Origin of the sequence: Nostoc sp. (genome assembly GCF_036917635.1) — a bacterium.
In the GTDB taxonomy this organism is placed as follows: domain Bacteria; phylum Cyanobacteriota; class Cyanobacteriia; order Cyanobacteriales; family Nostocaceae; genus Nostoc.
The window spans coordinates 13,407-28,358 of sequence record NZ_JBALCW010000053.1 but is presented as its reverse complement, the minus strand read 5'-3'; the positions used below and the strand labels follow the sequence as shown (position 1 = coordinate 28,358).

Genomic DNA, 14,952 nt, shown 5'->3' with positions numbered 1-14,952 from the left:
GATTTAGCACTTAAGTAGGTATGCATAATTAAACATAAAATTAAATCCTAGTTCGTAGTGAGCCATTCATCGCTCATAGCAAGTTTTATCAGGACTAAGTAAGTGGGCGCAAATAATCATCACTGGCTCGTAGCTGCGCTAAAGCGCAAGACAGCGCAACTACGAGCCAAATACAGAGATTTTACTTTTCGTTACATAGTTTGGTTTTATCTTGTCTAGCTACTTAAAAACTTTTAATTATTTACCCCTATATATGTATTCCCTGTGTTTTTTTCTGACAGTCATCTGGAAAAGACATAATTCTAGTTCCCCGAATCCCATATGATGGGATTCGGGGTTAGGGGATGAGGGCTATCAAGGTTTTTGCACCTGACGGGACGGGATGCTCCCCTTTGAATTTACCCCTTCCTGATGCGGGAAGGGGGTTAGGTTAATGATTAGCTTTTCCACATAACCTGAATTGTCAGGTGTTTTTTTGGGAATACTTAACGCAGTACTGGCTATATTTATGGCTTTTTTAAACAAAATAAACTGGAATTTTCTACGTAAAAATTATCAAAATAGCTCTGGGATAGCTCCGTCTGCCCCTGTCCAACAATCTAGAACGCCATTAACCCCCAAAAACCTAGCTAAATTAGAGCATGAAATGGAGCTAGAGAGGCAGGCTCTCAAAAAATCCTCTCAGCAACTGCATAGCAAAGCCAAGCGGGGTATAGGTAGTAGACTTATTTGGATAGCAATACTTATCGGTATTCCCGTTGGTGTGATTTGGGTGACGAACCAGCCTTACCAGGTGATTCGCCGTCCGGTGATGCTTCATGCACCTTTTTTGTTGCTACCCAGCTATATAAGTATGGATAATCACTATCGACAGGCGTTGGTATCAGTCGAGCAAGCTGAACAATTGATTGAAAAAGCTACCAGTCCAGCAGATTTGGCTTTGGGAGAAGAGAAGCTCCAAGAAGCACAAAAACATTTAGATAAGTTACCAACTTCCTTTGTTAACGATTGGTCTGAATACAGATATTGGTGGTACGACTCGCGCTTTAGCATTTACGGTTTTAATGCATTTCGGAGTCAAGTTGGACAACTAGAAGCTAAGGTTTTTCAAGAAAAGAATGCTCAGTCTTTGCTTACTAATAATATGCAGACCCTATTAAATGCAAAACAGCAATATGAACACGCTGCAACAACAACTGATAAACAGACTGCAACATCTGCTTGGCAGACCGCGCTGAATCAATTAGAGCAGATTCCTGGTCAAACTCTGGCAGGAAAAACTGTACAAAATCAACTAGATAATTATAAACGTGAGTTTCAGGAAGTTGTGGGATTGGCCGCTGGGAACGATCGCATCAGCGCCTTAATCACCGCAGCGCGGCAATTTTCCTGGCAAGCTGCCAAAGCTGGTCAAAATCCACCGCATACCGTAACTGAATGGCGACAGATAGAAAATTTGTGGATAGAAGCAATTGAGCGCCTTAAAGAAATTCCTGCAAAAGACGTAGCTGGTTATACCGAAGCACAGAAATTATTAGCAATTTATGAGGCTAATTTAGGTCAAGTTAAGGTAAGGCGGCAAGCTGAGGCAGATGCTGTGGAGGCAATGGAATTAGCACAACGAGAAATCGAAAGCTTGTTAGCTTCAACTCCTGCTGATGCTCATGATGTACAGCACAATCGAGTGTTGAGCCAATTGCAAAGTATTATTAATCAGTTAGAAAAAGTGCAAAATGGTACTACAGCCTATCTGAAAGCTCAAGAGTTACTATTATCGGCAAATAATAAACTTAGGCAGCTACAGACTAAATAAATGGTAGCGATCGCTTTGGTATGTCAATACTTCCGTCAAAAATCTTTGCAATATAATGAATTCGACTGTAGGAGCATACATCTGTATACCCCTACCTATATATCAGGTATTTTGTGAAATGGTATTAGTCCATTTGTACTATTTGTTTTCTGTTTGATTTCTAGCCAGTTGTGGTGAAGCGGTGACGCTCGCTCTACTTGTTTACTGCATCTAACCCTAAAAGGGTAGTTTACACGAGCGTCAACAACTGGCCATTGGGTGGGATTTTTGAGAGGGGAATCGCTCCCTTGAAGAACTTTCTCAATGTCCCAGTAACCCTGTTGATATCTCAATTAAAACTGGAACAGAAAAATTTTGGATGCCAAATTGCCGAAAGCACTCAATTAATTTTGATTGGGTAAACATAGGCGTTTTTATACCATGACAAAACGCCCCAGGTTCCCTCTAGAGCGGCTTTGCAGGATTTATTGTGACTCAGCAGTATATTAAAAACTGATGCAGAGCTTTATATATAAGAAGTTTAGTAAGCCTTACTGTTGAATCGGGGTTCTGCCCAATCTAGTTAATTTGCATTTTGGCCATTTTTTCCTAAATGAATGTCCTGTTTTGCCTTTCTACTCGCTGTAGATGTGATTAGAAACGCAAGGATTATTGGGGAGAATTCTTTGAGCATCGAAAACGACGGTCGCGGCAGTGGCAGGAATTGTTATAGCTTTTGTATTAGTCTATAGATAGCGTAGGCGCAGCCCGCCTTAGACATCGCTATCGCCTGGTGAAGTTTCCTTATTAAAGTGGTTTTATGTTGAATGGGGGCAAGAGTGAAAAATCCGGATTAATGTCTTTTACCTGCTCCCAGATATAGCTCACCCACTTTAGGATCATTCAACAGTTCTTGACCTGGCCCTGAGATAGCATCGCGTCCTGACTCCAGTACATAGCCGCGATTAGCCATCTCTAAAGCCTTACGGGCATTTTGTTCCACTAATACGATCGCAGTACCCGCCTGATTAATTTGTTTAATCTGCTCAAACACTTGTGTCACCAAAATCGGCGACAAAGCAGCAGATGGTTCATCCAAAATCAGCAAACTAGGCTCCAACATCAAAGCTTTGCCCATCGCTAGCATCTGGCGTTCTCCTCCAGAGAGAGTACCAGCGCGTTGACGACGGCGATCGCTTAGTCTGGGGAACATAGTAAATATTTTATCTTTAATTGGTTTCAGGGGAACATTAAGCACAAAAGCACCCATCTCCAAGTTCTCTTCAACACTAAGGGAGGGGAAAACATTGGCGATTTGCGGTACGTAGCACATTCCTCGCTGAACTATTTCATTGGACTTTAGCCCCACCATATTTTCACCTTTGAAGGTAATTGTCCCTGTGTGGGGGATCAAAAGTCCAAAAATTGCTTTTGCTAAAGTAGATTTACCAGCGCCGTTGGGGCCAATCACAGTTACCAACTCACCTGGTGCAACCCGGAAATTCACACCTTGCAGGATATCTACATCTTTGATGTATCCAGCGTGGACATTTTGGACATCTAGTAAATAGTCATTTGTCATTTGTACTGAGCCAACGCAAGTGCGTTTCGTAGACAAGCCAAAGTATTTGTCGTTTGTCATTGGTCAACAGTCAAGTTAAAAATAGCTATTGACTGTTGACTATGGACTATTAAGGAGTTTTTTGCAACTCCGGTCGTTCTTCTGCAAGAATTGCCCCTTCTACTGGGCAAACTTGGAGACATATACCACAGTCGATACAAGTGGCAAAGTCAATCCAGTACCAATCAGTTCCCTTGGCATTTTTGCCTGGGCCATCATGAATACAAGCTACTGGACAGGCATCTACGCAGTCAGCGACGCCTTCACAGACTTCTGTAACAATTGTGTGCGGCATGTTCTCGATTCCCTCTTTTCTGTATCGGCTATTTCTAGCCTAGCAGGGGAGTGGGGAGTGGGAAGTGGGGGATGAGGGAGAACTTGCAACAAGTCTGTCCCTTCTCCTTGTCCCCAATTTTCCTTGTTTCCTTGTCCTCTTCCCAATGCCCACTTGCCCTGAGCGACTCGTGCCAAGCATTGCCGAGGTAAGCCGAAGGGATGCCCAATTCCCAATTCCTAATTCCTAATGCAATGGCTCAATTTTTGGGGAGCCATCAGCTTTGATCCAAGCAATTTGGGCAATGCCGCGATCGCTTGCGTATTGGCGAATAGCGTCTGCATCCCTTCCTCCCAAATCAATTTCTACCCGCACTAAATCAGTAGAATCTCTGAATTTTTGCGCGTAAGCAAAGGCAAAAGCGTTAGCGCTAGCTGTCTCTGGTACTACCAAACAGTCACTCGTTGGAGTTGCCTGTGGTAATTGCTGTGTAGACAATAGAACTTGGTATAAATCTTCGATACTTAGTCCAAAACCAATTCCGGGAATGTTTTCTCCTTGGGGATGATATAGCCCCAAAAGCTGGTCGTAGCGACCACCACGCCCTAAAACTCTGGCTTGAGATTCGGTATTGTTGACAACTTCAAAGACGATACCAGTGTAGTAATCTATAGTCTGGATAAGGCTAAGGTCAAGGATTAACGGAAATTTTTTCTCTAATTCTAGTAATTCTACTAGGGATTTGAGGTTATTCACTGCCTCTCGCTGTTCTTGGTCTAGATCCAAACTACTAACTTTTTGCAACACGTCTGCACTGGGGCCACGCAAATCCAGCATGATTCGGGCGCGATCGCGTAGTTTATCACTTAGGGGTAAAGTATCTATAGTAATGCGGTCAAGATGAGCGATCGCACTACGAACTTTATCCTGTAAATTAGCAGGAAAGGCACTCAGGAGCGATCGGGTAATTCCCGCTTCACCTAAAATTAAATGCCATTCCCGCAACCCCAGTGCTGCCAAACAATCTGCTACTAACAGCAGTACTTCCGCATTCGCCAACAATCCGCCAGCACCTAATAATTCCACCCCAGCTTGATAAAACTCTTGCTGGCGATTATGCCTACTTTCCCAAGTGCGGCGAAACACATTAGCGTTGTAGTACAACCGTTGCGGATAAGTTGCATTTGCCATGCGAGTGACAACGGTGCGAGCAATGGATGCTGTTAATTCTGGACGTAGCCCTAATTCATCATCTTCACCATTTTGTAGTTGAATCACCATCTGACGCTGGATTGCTTCCCCCGCCATCAGAGTATCCATGCGTTCTAAAGTCGAGGTGATAATCCTGTGATATCCCCAACGGTGAAACACCTGCTGTAATCTATCTTCAATCCAGCGTTTTTTCTCCACATCCAAGGGCAATAAATCCCTGGCTCCTGCTGCTGGTTGATACACCATTATTTTTTCTTCCCACCAAACAAACCACCGAACAAACCACCACTACCAGATTTATCTGGTTGCTTATCTCCATTATTGGCGGATGAAGTCACTTTATGATCGCTAGATTGTTGTCCTATAGCTCTATCTATTTTTGGTTTCCATTGCAGAGCCGTTTCGTCGTTGGGGTCTAATTTGAGAGCATTGTCGAAGTGGATTTTTGCCATTTTTAGCTGATTTTGCTTCAAATACACCATTGCAATTAAGCTATGACAGCGACTATTTTTAGGTTCTAGCTTTAGGGCTTCTTGCAACTCTACTTTGGCTGGGGCAAATTGGTTTTTGTCAATCAAAGATTGAGCGCGACGAACATACTGGTCTACAATCAAGTCTTCTTTTGGTGGCGCTGATGGTGGTGCTGGTGGTGGTGCTGGTGGTGTATTTGACTGAGGCGTACCTGATTCGACTTTGGGTTGAGCAGGTGGCCGCGGCGCTGCGGATGGTTTGCTTGCACTCCGCATTAAATATACTAAATTCAACTCACTAACTTGGGCAATGACTTGCAGCGCTTGCTCTAAAGAATCATATTGGGTTTCGCCGATTTTAGCGATCGCACTTTTATAGAAATGATCGAGATTAGGTGTCTGGGCTAACTGTTTAGCCAAGTCGGTGTTGAGAGTCACCGAAGTAGATTCTTGTAGTAGGCGCTTGCCAATTTGCGACAAAATTAAAATATATTCCGTGCGAGTGCGATCGCCACACAGTTTTTCGTAAGCTGGGTTAACCAGCTTTGATAACAATTCGTTCCCTAGCTCTTTGTGACTAGCACTTTCAGTAAAACTACTGTCTGGGTGCAAACGGCGGGCGATTTTGAGATAACGTTTGCGAATCTCTTTGACATCCGCATCGACTGCAACGCATAAAACTGCGTGATGATCTATGAAATCATATTTAAATAGTCCACGATCTATTTTGAAATACATATAGAGGTTTTGCACCAAAGCAGCAATTAGATTCTTTTTAGTTTACCCAAAGTCAGGGGGAAAGCTCCCACCTACTATACCCATGCTGACAGTGGTGGAACTTGTAAAAGTTCGCTACTGAGGGAGTCGTGAATATAACCATTTGTGGCGAGAATTCTACCTGACTCAATTTTGACAGGAGTACCATCGTAGGCGGTGACTTTGCCCCCAGCCTCTTGTAACAAAATTATCCCGGCGGCAATATCCCAAGGAGAAAGCCCTCGTTCCCAGTAACCATCAACACGTCCACAGGCAACATAAGCCAAATCTAGCGATGCGGAACCGCTACGTCTGACTCCTTGAGTAAGATGAGTCAGGTGACTAAATTCTGCATAGTTGTTATCAGAGGTTTCGCGGCGATCGTAAGCAAATCCTGTCACTAGTAGGCTTTTATTCAGTTGCGATGTTACCGAAACTTTAATGGGGCGACGGTTACGCGTTGCTCCCAAGCCAGCAGCAGCACGGAATAGCTCATTATGGAAAGGGTCATAAATTACACCAACTTGCGGAACGCCATTAATTAACAGTCCAATAGAAACAGCAAAAAATGGGTATTGATGAGCGTAGTTGGTTGTTCCATCTAGGGGATCTATTGCCCACAGGTATTTATTCTCTTGATTACCTAATTTCCCCGATTCTTCAGCAAGGATAGAGTGATCCAGAAAGTGGCGGCGCAAAATTTCTAAAATCACCTCTTCTGAAGCTTTATCAGCAGCAGTGACTAAATCACCAGGGCGACCTTTTTCAATAATTGCGTCTTCTAATTTACCTAAATAACCTTGCAAAACGGCACCAGCAGCTAAGGCCGCTTCAGTAGCAATATCTAGAAAAATTTGTAGATTAGTCATTAGTCATTAGTCATTTGTCATTTGTCATTAGTCATTTGTCATTAGTTATTCTCCCCCTGCCTCCCCTGCCTCCCCTGCCTCCCCTGCTCCCACTTCTCAAAGATTTTGACGGCGAAATTCAGCAGGAGTCAGGTGCATGGGTTTTTCTGGGTTCCAGATTCCTAAGCCCATGAGTCTAGCCCATTGTTGGGCACGTTCTAAACGTTGGTCGTATTTGTGGTTAGACGATCGCTCAACAAACATTGCATTCCCTTGTTTCACTAATTCCTCATTCAACAACACCTTATTTTTCCACACATAAGCTAGAGTTCGCCCAATTTTATCTTTTGTTTCTAAATCAAACTCCAGCGTTACCGATTGTTCTGCACCTCCAATTAAATTCTCTAACTGTTCTTTTGCTGCTTCCCCCCAAGGGCGCTGTCGCAAATCTGGTGCATCAATGCCAACTAACCGCACTTGGGAAATTAAATTTGGTTGTTCAGCCATGCCTATCACTTCCAAACTTTGCCCACTAACTATCCGCGCTATTTTCACTTGAGCCTCATTGTTTGGCAATTGGTTTTTACCTTGGCAACTCACCAAGAGCAATAAGCAAGCCAAAATCGCTATTTTTCGCACCCAATCACCAAGACGCATAGGCATCAAAAATTCGGTGATTTTGAATTGTTTATGTTTATTCCTCATCTAACGGTAAACCCGCTTTAACTTTCCCCCTAGCAAAATAGCGGCCAAACTGGAGTTCGTAGACTTCATCTTCGTCTTGCGTCTCCACCTCCAAGTCAGAACGGGGGTAACTCACACACAACAAGGCATAACCTTGCCGACGTAAATCTGGCGACAATCCGATCGCCTCCGGTTGGTAAATTTCTCCCGATAAAACTCTCACCGCACAAGTGGTGCAAGCCCCGTTACGGCAGGAAAACGGCAGTTCTACCCCTTGTTTTTCGCCAGAGTGCAAAATGTAGCGGTCTTCTGGGACTTCTAGGGTGTGGGTTTGGCCAGTGGCGCGATCGCGAACTCTAATTGTGTATGTACGGGACATCTCGATTTGCGTTTTGGAATTGGGACTTTCAGATTCAATCTAAAATATCTTTCTTTATCTTTGCATTTTCTGGGATTCTATAGTATAATCGTAACTTGTGGCACATGGAGAGGTGGCCGAGTGGTTTAAGGCGCAGACCTGGAAAGTCTGTTAGGTGGAAACGTCTACGAGAGTTCGAATCTCTCCCTCTCCGTTCTCAAAGCTAGTCTAAATATATAGTTTGAAGCAGATTTCTACAATTAGTCGGGTTCTGTAAAAAGCATAATATTGCCAAATATATTCTCAAGCATTTCGTCAAATCCTATTACACAGGATTAACGAAACCTATTAGCACCAGCACAATCTAGCAGCAAGTAACATTTAATTATTTTTAATTCATAATTGAGCCATTTTGTAAAGTCGCCAAACTCCTACTTCACTATGACGACAGCCTGATGAACGGATCGGGTAAATTAAGATAAGTAAAGAAAACGCTTTGAACTAAATGGCAGCTCTAAGCTTAGAAGAAATTTCTACTCAGTTAGAAAGTCCGAATTTACGCGATCGCATGGTAGCCTTAGCTAATCTGCGTCATGTGTCCCCTGAAGATGCAGTTCCTTTGATTAAAAAGGTACTAGATGACGAATCTTTGCAACTGCGATCAATGGCAATTTTTGCTCTGGGAATCAAGCCGACATCAGAATGTTATTCAATTTTAGTCAGAATTCTTGAAAACGACCCCGATTATGGCATACGCGCTGATGCTGCTGGTGCTTTAGGATATTTGGGTGATGCCAGAGCCTTTGAGGTGCTTTCACGAGCATTTTATGAAGATACCGATTGGCTAGTACGCTTTAGTGCAGCCGTTTCTCTAGGTAACATTAAAGACCCTCGCGCCCATCAAATACTTATTCAGGCATTGGATAGCAAAGAAGTAGTGTTGCAACAAGCTGCAATCTCTGCACTGGGAGAAATTCAAGACATTGAGTCAGTCGATCAGATCCTGCGCTTCGCCCAATCAGATGATTGGTTAGTAAGGCAGCGTTTGGCAGAAGCTTTGGGAAATCTTCCTACTCCCAAGAGTGTCTCAGCTTTAAAATACCTAGAAAAAGACAATCATTTCAACGTTGCTGAGGCAGCCAGGATTGGCCTCAAGAAGCTTGAGGAAATAGACAATCAAGCTTAATATTAAATCCTGCTACCTTTAATAATTAAGTGGGAATTTATTCATGAATATTGAAGAGTTTTTTCAGTTAAGTGCTGGTAAATGGTTTTCTCATCGGACTAGTCAACATTTGGCTTTTAACAAATCTGAAGATAGCAAGTCAGACATCATCATTGAGACGTTGGCACTAGATGATCCAAAAGTGAGCAAACTGTGTCAACAATACCAAATTAATCCTAGTTCCGCCTTTTGTGCTGCCGAAATTACCTGGAACAGCACAATGGAAAAAGATCAACCAAAACACAGTGGTTCAACTGTGTTAGTTTCTGTAACTGATGCAGATAATCCAGATGAAGGTAAGTTACTGCGGGAAGTGATTGATGCCGATAAAACTCCCGTTCCTGGACACTATAAATTTGACAGTGATGGTACTTTAATCCTAACTATAGAGGATGAAACCATGTCGTTAGAGGAGCGTCTGTGGTTTGCTAGCCCCAATTTACGAATGCGGGTAAATATCCTTAAGAGTTTTGGTGGATTTAGTATCGCTTCTTTTACTTCTGAGATTCGCATGGGTGGTTTTCCACCAGCTGCGAAGGCTTCCGAGGCGGCTAATTCAGTATCGAGTTAGTTGAGATAACAAAATATTCTCCCTGGAAGCAAGCTACTGTATACATACAAGTCTTTGTTGACTTAGTTCACGTCTATCTTGAAACCTATAGTTCTTCCATGATGAAAAGGATTTGCCCTCATCCCCCAACCCCGAATCCCAAATCTGGGATTCGGGGAGCCAGAATTTCAAACTCCCTCTCCCAGAGAGAGGGAGAGGAATTTAGGGAGAGGGTGAAAACTACGGTTCTCAACTAAGATTTGGTTTAGTTGACGGTTTATCGAATAACCCAAAGAAACCTCACCCTGGTTTTGCTTGTGCAAAACCTGTCCCTCTCCGAACTCACGGAGAGGGATGTTTGTCAGGACTATTTGAGGTTTTAAAGACTTTTAGATCATCAGATAACTTGTGTGTACATCGTAGCCGCAAGCGAGGGGGGAATAATAGCTACTGGTAACTGAGTTGTGGACGAAAAGACATTTTTAAAGAGTATTATTGTTGGTTGAATATTGTTTATAATCTCAATCGAAAAATACCAAGCTGTGGTTAATTCCATTGCTGGTAAAAATTTAGATATATTTTTCTTTGCGTTGAAACTTTTTAAATTTGCAAAAAGTTAGCGATCGCCTGCGGTAGTGGCAAAATAATTACAATCAACAAGGCCATTGCCAGTAATCCCCAAACGTCACGTTGGTTATCCAATTCAGTTACATCATTCAGTGCAGGTTCATCAATCAATGGCATAAATAATAAGATAATTGCCCACACCAAAAATTCTTCTCGAACTAAAGCCAGTAATAACAACAACAAGCGAGCAATTTGACCAATTACGATCGCAGTTCGTTGTCCAAACATCGCATGAACAATGTGACCTCCATCTAGCTGTCCCACAGGCATTAAATTTAAAGCTGTAACAATTAGTCCCAAAAAACCAGCTACTGCAACTGGATGCAAATCAAGGGCTGATTTTGTCGTCAACTGACTACCCAAGGCTAACTTCGAGAGTATCGCCAGCAAAATGGAATACTTGGGATTAAGGGCATCAGGATTTAAAAGTCGGGTTTTTTCAGTAATCGAAACCACATCAGAATGAGCCAAGCCCCATATTAGTAATGGCACAGTCACGACAAAGCCTGCAATTGGCCCAGCGATACTAATGTCAAATAAAGCTTTGCGGTTGGGAATGGGACTACGCATCTGAATAAATGCACCAAAAGTTCCCAAGAAGAAAGGTATGGGAATAAAGTAAGGCAACGTCGAGCGAATCTTGTAGAATTTAGCTGTCAAATAATGCCCAAGTTCGTGAATGCCCAAAATAGTCATTAACCCTAAAGCATAAGGCAATCCCTTGAATAGAACATTTGGATTAGATAGAACTTTGAACAAAGAGCCAATTTGCCATAGAGGCGGTAGAGTAACACCAGCAATTTCTACTCCCACCAAGGTCGTAGTTACCAAAGTTGCTGCTAGCAGTAGAAGTGCTAATCCTGGACGAGTTAAGCGTTCTTGTTCGCGTCGTGGTGTATTTGTCTGTTTAGCAGCTTGAGTATTGGGAACCAGCACAAAGAAAGGTTTGCTATCCATACCTTCTTGAAAGATTAGCAGGAAGCGATCGCCAAATTGTGCTTCAATATTAGTTTTAATCTGCTGGTAGGCGTTGCTAGCTTTAGTTCGCAGCTGACCACGGCAAATCACGGCTTGTGGTCGATACTCAATATTTTGAACGTAGTATACAGACCAAGGAAAACAATTTCGTAGTTGAGTTTCTTCTGTTGGCTCAATGGGACGCACTATTGGTTCTGCAATCGGCTGGATAGTTGGCTGTGATTGTGAGGCTTGCGGTTGGGGTTGGGTCTGTGTATCTCTTGGCGATCGACGCCCCCATTGAAACAATGTCCAGTACAACACTGTGGAGACAAATATCGACCAAAGAATCAGCCCTGGCGGTGGAGGTTGTTTTGGCCCATACATCAGCGTCCATCCACTCAACAGTAATGCTGGTGCCATTAAAACCAGCCACAACAACCATACTGGCGTCCGCGTGATCTGAGCGACGCTGTGCTGCACCATTAGATAAGTAGCTAGCCCCAGTAGGAGGATAAACAAAAACCAAAATGCCATGTTATCGTTCAGTAATTTTGACAAAACGCGCCGCCAATAGCTTCAGCACCATAGCATTAACTATAAGGCAGACCTCAAATCCCAATTTTTTTCACAACGGTTAACAGGGGACTGGGTACTGGGTATTGGGGAAGAAATTCTTTTAAGATTTGGTTGGCGTACCAATCTCTATTCAAATCTTTCCTAGTCCCTAGTCCCCAATCCCCAGTTCAATCTTTAGAATTTCCACACTGTAACCAGATTGTCTACAACTCCTCAGATTCGGTTCTTTGATTATGTGTCCTTTACCTCAAGTGCCAAGTCACACAACTAAGCCACCACGGGCTGTCTTCTCTGACGAAGTTCGTAGCACAGGTTCTCTGCAATCGGACTTCGCACAAGAGAGCATTTTTGCTTTTCCACCCAATCGGGACACATTAGGGGGAACCTCTTATCTTATTGTAAGAAATGAAGGCAATATCCTCATAGATTGCCCTGCTCTAGACCAAACAAATCAAGATTTTTTAGCAAAGCATGGTGGCGTGCGTTGGTTATTTCTCACTCATCGAGGCGCGATTGGCAAGACTGCTGAATTTCAGCAAATCTTTAGCTGCGAGGTCTTGATTCAAGAGCAAGAAGCTTATTTGTTACCAGGCTTAACCTTAACTACCTTCAGGCAGGAATTTACGCTTGATGCGATAGCCCAATTGATTTGGACACCAGGTCATTCTCCCGGTTCATCTTGCCTATACTATAGTCAACGTGGAGGAATATTATTTTCTGGTCGTCATTTACTCCCTAACCAGCACGGTGAACCAGTACCATTACGGACAGCTAAAACCTTTCACTGGCCCAGGCAAATTAACAGTCTTCGATTCTTGGTAGAAAATTTTACACCAGAAACTCTCCGCTATATTTGTCCCGGTGCTAATACAGGCTTTCTTAGAGGCAAGCGTGTTATGGATCAAGCTTATCAACAGCTCGCCTCTCTAGATTTATCAGTTTTGCTGGGGATACAGCCTTTTTGAGGCAGGGGGAGTTTTGAAAAATTGAAGCACACTCCCCTCAAACCCTTGCCCTGTATGCGTTATACTATACGCCCAACTCTACTTAGATAAGCTGTCGCGCATTTAATTTGCACAATTAGGGCGCTCATGTTGCCCACCCCACAAGAGATTTATTTTTTGGAAGATGCAAATTAAAAGATTTTTAGCTTATTGCTTATTAAATAAATTTTTATAACATATAAGTAGGTAGGCAAGATAAAACCAAACTATGTAACAAAAAGTAAAATCTCTGTATTTGGCTTGTAGTTGCGCTGTCTTGCGCTTTAGCGCAACTACGAGCCAGTAATGATTATTTGCGCCCACTTACTTAATCAATTTTTTGTATTGACGTAAAGGCACAAAAGACAATTCCCCACACCATAAAGGCATAGGGAATTTTAGAGAATGGATATGCGGTTTTTAGTGCTAAAAAGTTACGCGATCCTGATTATTAATCTACCAACACAGAAAGCTCGTTTCCACGATTGTAGCCAGCCACTAGCACTATACCAGCAATTTTTAAACTCGTTATAAATTTGTGTAGCTTGAGAACCTGCATTAACAACACAGATAGCTAAATTAGTCCAGTCTCTTGCTATGGCAAATCTTACACATGGTGCTGCTGCTACTGCGTATGCAGGAGGCAAAATTATGTTACCAAGAGTTTCTACGGGGTTGAAAGCTGTGATTGTAGTGTTTGTTTTTGGTAAAAAGCTTTGTTGGTTTTCAAGTGTTTCGCTTGGATTTACATTTTGGAAACGTTCAGGCAGGCTTTGTAGGTTTTCAGGGTTTACGTTTGGACTTACACCTTTGAAAAGTTGAGGCTGACTTTCAGTGTATCTATTTTGTACTTGTGCGGGTAAAGAACCCAGGAAATCGGCTCGTTCGTCAGTTGATAAGGTTTTAATTAAAGATTGGTCTAATATAAGGCTTCCTGCCTTGACCAGTTTCTCAAGACCAGCTGCACGGTTTTGAATATTTTCGAGTCGTGAGACAGTACTGTCTTCTAGTGTTTCAAACGTAGAAAGAGATTCAATTTCTCCAGACTTCCCTTCTGTTTCAGCCAGTAATGTAGCATTTTTCAAAGCAATATCTAAATCTGCTTTTGTCTTATCAGCATATTTTTTTGTTGCATTACTAATTTCTTCAGATTGCTCAAGTGTTACTACTTTGATTGACTCTATTGTGTCGAAAGCTTTTTCTATTTGTGTAAGGTAAGTGAATCTATCTGTATTGTTTTTAGAAATACTAAGTGTAGAATCAAAATCAGGACTAAGTGCAACTGGAGAAGTTGTATCCGTATTTCGGAAGCTGATTGCGAAAGCACTGGTGGTTAGAAAAAAACAGGATAAAACAGCTAATATTACCCACTTTTTATGAATGCGAAATCTAAACATTTTCTCCTCCGATTTAGAGTTGGTGATTTAAAAACATGTAACCTATTTAGATAAAAACCTAGTAGTTTACTCTGTTCAGTAGACGAATATACTACAAAAAAGCTGAAATTTTAACGATGTTCTTACTAAAAACGGTAGTGGCATAAAAGTAGGTAGAACGTATTTGCAAACTGCAAAGTTTGTGGTTTTGAGCCGCTAAATACTAATCAGAGCTACATCTTCTTTTATGCAGAGCTTCAGGTTTAATAAAAATTCTTTATAGCATTAACTTTACAGACACATTTTAGCAGCCTGTCAATAAATAATTCAAGGATAAAAATCTTCAAATTGGTTAATTCCAAGAACTATGTCTCCTAGCTCCTTTGAAAAGTTTGTCTTTATTTCAATCAATCATTAATATGTATTTTGGTTAATTGCAAGGCTGGATTACAGCTTGTTGTAATCAGATAATAGCAGTATTTTTACTTTTAAGCGATCAATTTTATAACTGGGTGTAACCAGTTTTTATTCTTCCAATAAAGATAAATTCAATGTGAGATTCTGAAGGGATAATCACAGCGATCGCTATCTATAAATAACTGTCATGAGTGAAGAATAAAACCAGTTTTTGCTCGAATAA

13 protein-coding genes and 1 tRNA gene are annotated in these 14,952 nt (G+C 42.1%); 5 read left to right on the top strand and 9 right to left on the bottom strand.

The annotated features are described in order from the left end of the window. Positions 1 to 508: 508 nt before the first annotated feature. The gene (locus V7K32_RS14150) at positions 509 to 1,813 is read left to right on the top strand and encodes a hypothetical protein (RefSeq protein ID WP_334994168.1); all 1,305 of its coding nucleotides are present in this window, start codon (positions 509 to 511) and stop codon (positions 1,811 to 1,813) included. A gap of 832 nt (positions 1,814 to 2,645) precedes the next feature. On the opposite strand, the gene V7K32_RS14145 is transcribed toward V7K32_RS14150, so the two are convergent. From V7K32_RS14145 to V7K32_RS14115, 7 genes are all read right to left on the bottom strand, one after another. After that, positions 2,646 to 3,374 carry an ABC transporter ATP-binding protein gene (locus V7K32_RS14145; RefSeq protein WP_334883641.1) on the bottom strand — a complete coding sequence of 243 codons (729 nt, stop codon included), beginning with the start codon at positions 3,372 to 3,374 and terminating at the stop codon, positions 2,646 to 2,648. Positions 3,375 to 3,483: 109 nt separating this feature from the next. Beyond that, a complete protein-coding gene (locus tag V7K32_RS14140) occupies positions 3,484 to 3,708 on the bottom strand; it encodes an indolepyruvate ferredoxin oxidoreductase subunit alpha (RefSeq protein WP_012407913.1) in 225 nt (74 codons plus the stop codon). A 225-nt stretch (positions 3,709 to 3,933) separates the two neighbouring features. After that, positions 3,934 to 5,145: an ATP phosphoribosyltransferase regulatory subunit gene (locus V7K32_RS14135; RefSeq protein WP_334994166.1), complete on the bottom strand. Its 1,212-nt coding sequence runs from the start codon at positions 5,143 to 5,145 to the stop codon at positions 3,934 to 3,936. After that, complete coding sequence (locus V7K32_RS14130; protein WP_334994164.1) at positions 5,145 to 6,107, bottom strand: J domain-containing protein; 963 nt, start codon at positions 6,105 to 6,107, stop codon at positions 5,145 to 5,147. The genes V7K32_RS14135 and V7K32_RS14130 overlap by 1 nt, the downstream gene beginning before the upstream one ends. A 74-nt stretch (positions 6,108 to 6,181) precedes the next feature. Beyond that, positions 6,182 to 6,994, bottom strand: a complete 813-nt coding sequence (locus V7K32_RS14125) for an inositol monophosphatase family protein (RefSeq protein WP_334994162.1) — start codon at positions 6,992 to 6,994, stop codon at positions 6,182 to 6,184. 96 nt (positions 6,995 to 7,090) lie between these two features. Then, positions 7,091 to 7,678 carry a thermonuclease family protein gene (locus tag V7K32_RS14120; protein WP_442938740.1) on the bottom strand — a complete coding sequence of 196 codons (588 nt, stop codon included), beginning with the start codon at positions 7,676 to 7,678 and terminating at the stop codon, positions 7,091 to 7,093. Further along, a complete protein-coding gene (locus V7K32_RS14115) occupies positions 7,668 to 8,036 on the bottom strand; it encodes a 2Fe-2S iron-sulfur cluster-binding protein (RefSeq protein ID WP_334994160.1) in 369 nt (122 codons plus the stop codon). Before V7K32_RS14115 ends, V7K32_RS14120 begins: the two co-directional genes overlap by 11 nt. A 106-nt stretch (positions 8,037 to 8,142) precedes the next feature. Between V7K32_RS14115 and V7K32_RS14110 the strand changes: the two genes are divergently transcribed. From V7K32_RS14110 to V7K32_RS14100, 3 genes are all read left to right on the top strand, one after another. Next, a tRNA-Ser gene (locus V7K32_RS14110) sits at positions 8,143 to 8,229 on the top strand. A gap of 291 nt (positions 8,230 to 8,520) precedes the next feature. After that, positions 8,521 to 9,201 (top strand): HEAT repeat domain-containing protein, encoded by a 681-nt coding sequence (locus V7K32_RS14105; protein ID WP_334994158.1) that lies wholly within the window; start codon positions 8,521 to 8,523, stop codon positions 9,199 to 9,201. A gap of 43 nt (positions 9,202 to 9,244) precedes the next feature. Continuing rightward, positions 9,245 to 9,811: a phycobiliprotein lyase gene (locus V7K32_RS14100; protein ID WP_334994156.1), complete on the top strand. Its 567-nt coding sequence runs from the start codon at positions 9,245 to 9,247 to the stop codon at positions 9,809 to 9,811. A gap of 579 nt (positions 9,812 to 10,390) precedes the next feature. Here V7K32_RS14100 and V7K32_RS14095 read toward each other — a convergent pair. Then, positions 10,391 to 11,911 (bottom strand): site-2 protease family protein, encoded by a 1,521-nt coding sequence (locus V7K32_RS14095; RefSeq protein ID WP_334994154.1) that lies wholly within the window; start codon positions 11,909 to 11,911, stop codon positions 10,391 to 10,393. 275 nt (positions 11,912 to 12,186) lie between these two features. Here V7K32_RS14095 and V7K32_RS14090 point away from each other — a divergent pair, with 275 nt between their 5' ends. Next, complete coding sequence (locus tag V7K32_RS14090) at positions 12,187 to 12,918, top strand: MBL fold metallo-hydrolase (RefSeq protein ID WP_334994152.1); 732 nt, start codon at positions 12,187 to 12,189, stop codon at positions 12,916 to 12,918. A 452-nt stretch (positions 12,919 to 13,370) separates the two neighbouring features. On the opposite strand, the gene V7K32_RS14085 is transcribed toward V7K32_RS14090, so the two are convergent. After that, positions 13,371 to 14,333, bottom strand: coding sequence for a hypothetical protein (locus tag V7K32_RS14085; protein WP_334994150.1), 963 nt, complete (start codon positions 14,331 to 14,333; stop codon positions 13,371 to 13,373). Positions 14,334 to 14,952: the final 619 nt, after the last annotated feature.

Bases quoted from the DNA above. Each gene is read 5' to 3' on its own strand.
- V7K32_RS14150 (WP_334994168.1), top strand. From the start codon at position 509: ATGGCTTTTTTAAACAAAATAAACTGGAATTTTCTACGTAAAAATTAT.
- V7K32_RS14145 (WP_334883641.1), bottom strand. From the start codon at position 3,374: ATGACAAATGACTATTTACTAGATGTCCAAAATGTCCACGCTGGATAC.
- V7K32_RS14140 (WP_012407913.1), bottom strand. From the start codon at position 3,708: ATGCCGCACACAATTGTTACAGAAGTCTGTGAAGGCGTCGCTGACTGC.
- V7K32_RS14135 (WP_334994166.1), bottom strand. From the start codon at position 5,145: ATGGTGTATCAACCAGCAGCAGGAGCCAGGGATTTATTGCCCTTGGAT.
- V7K32_RS14130 (WP_334994164.1), bottom strand. From the start codon at position 6,107: ATGTATTTCAAAATAGATCGTGGACTATTTAAATATGATTTCATAGAT.
- V7K32_RS14125 (WP_334994162.1), bottom strand. From the start codon at position 6,994: ATGACTAATCTACAAATTTTTCTAGATATTGCTACTGAAGCGGCCTTA.
- V7K32_RS14120 (WP_442938740.1), bottom strand. From the start codon at position 7,678: ATGAGGAATAAACATAAACAATTCAAAATCACCGAATTTTTGATGCCT.
- V7K32_RS14115 (WP_334994160.1), bottom strand. From the start codon at position 8,036: ATGTCCCGTACATACACAATTAGAGTTCGCGATCGCGCCACTGGCCAA.
- V7K32_RS14105 (WP_334994158.1), top strand. From the start codon at position 8,521: ATGGCAGCTCTAAGCTTAGAAGAAATTTCTACTCAGTTAGAAAGTCCG.
- V7K32_RS14100 (WP_334994156.1), top strand. From the start codon at position 9,245: ATGAATATTGAAGAGTTTTTTCAGTTAAGTGCTGGTAAATGGTTTTCT.
- V7K32_RS14095 (WP_334994154.1), bottom strand. From the start codon at position 11,911: ATGGCATTTTGGTTTTTGTTTATCCTCCTACTGGGGCTAGCTACTTAT.
- V7K32_RS14090 (WP_334994152.1), top strand. From the start codon at position 12,187: ATGTGTCCTTTACCTCAAGTGCCAAGTCACACAACTAAGCCACCACGG.
- V7K32_RS14085 (WP_334994150.1), bottom strand. From the start codon at position 14,333: ATGTTTAGATTTCGCATTCATAAAAAGTGGGTAATATTAGCTGTTTTA.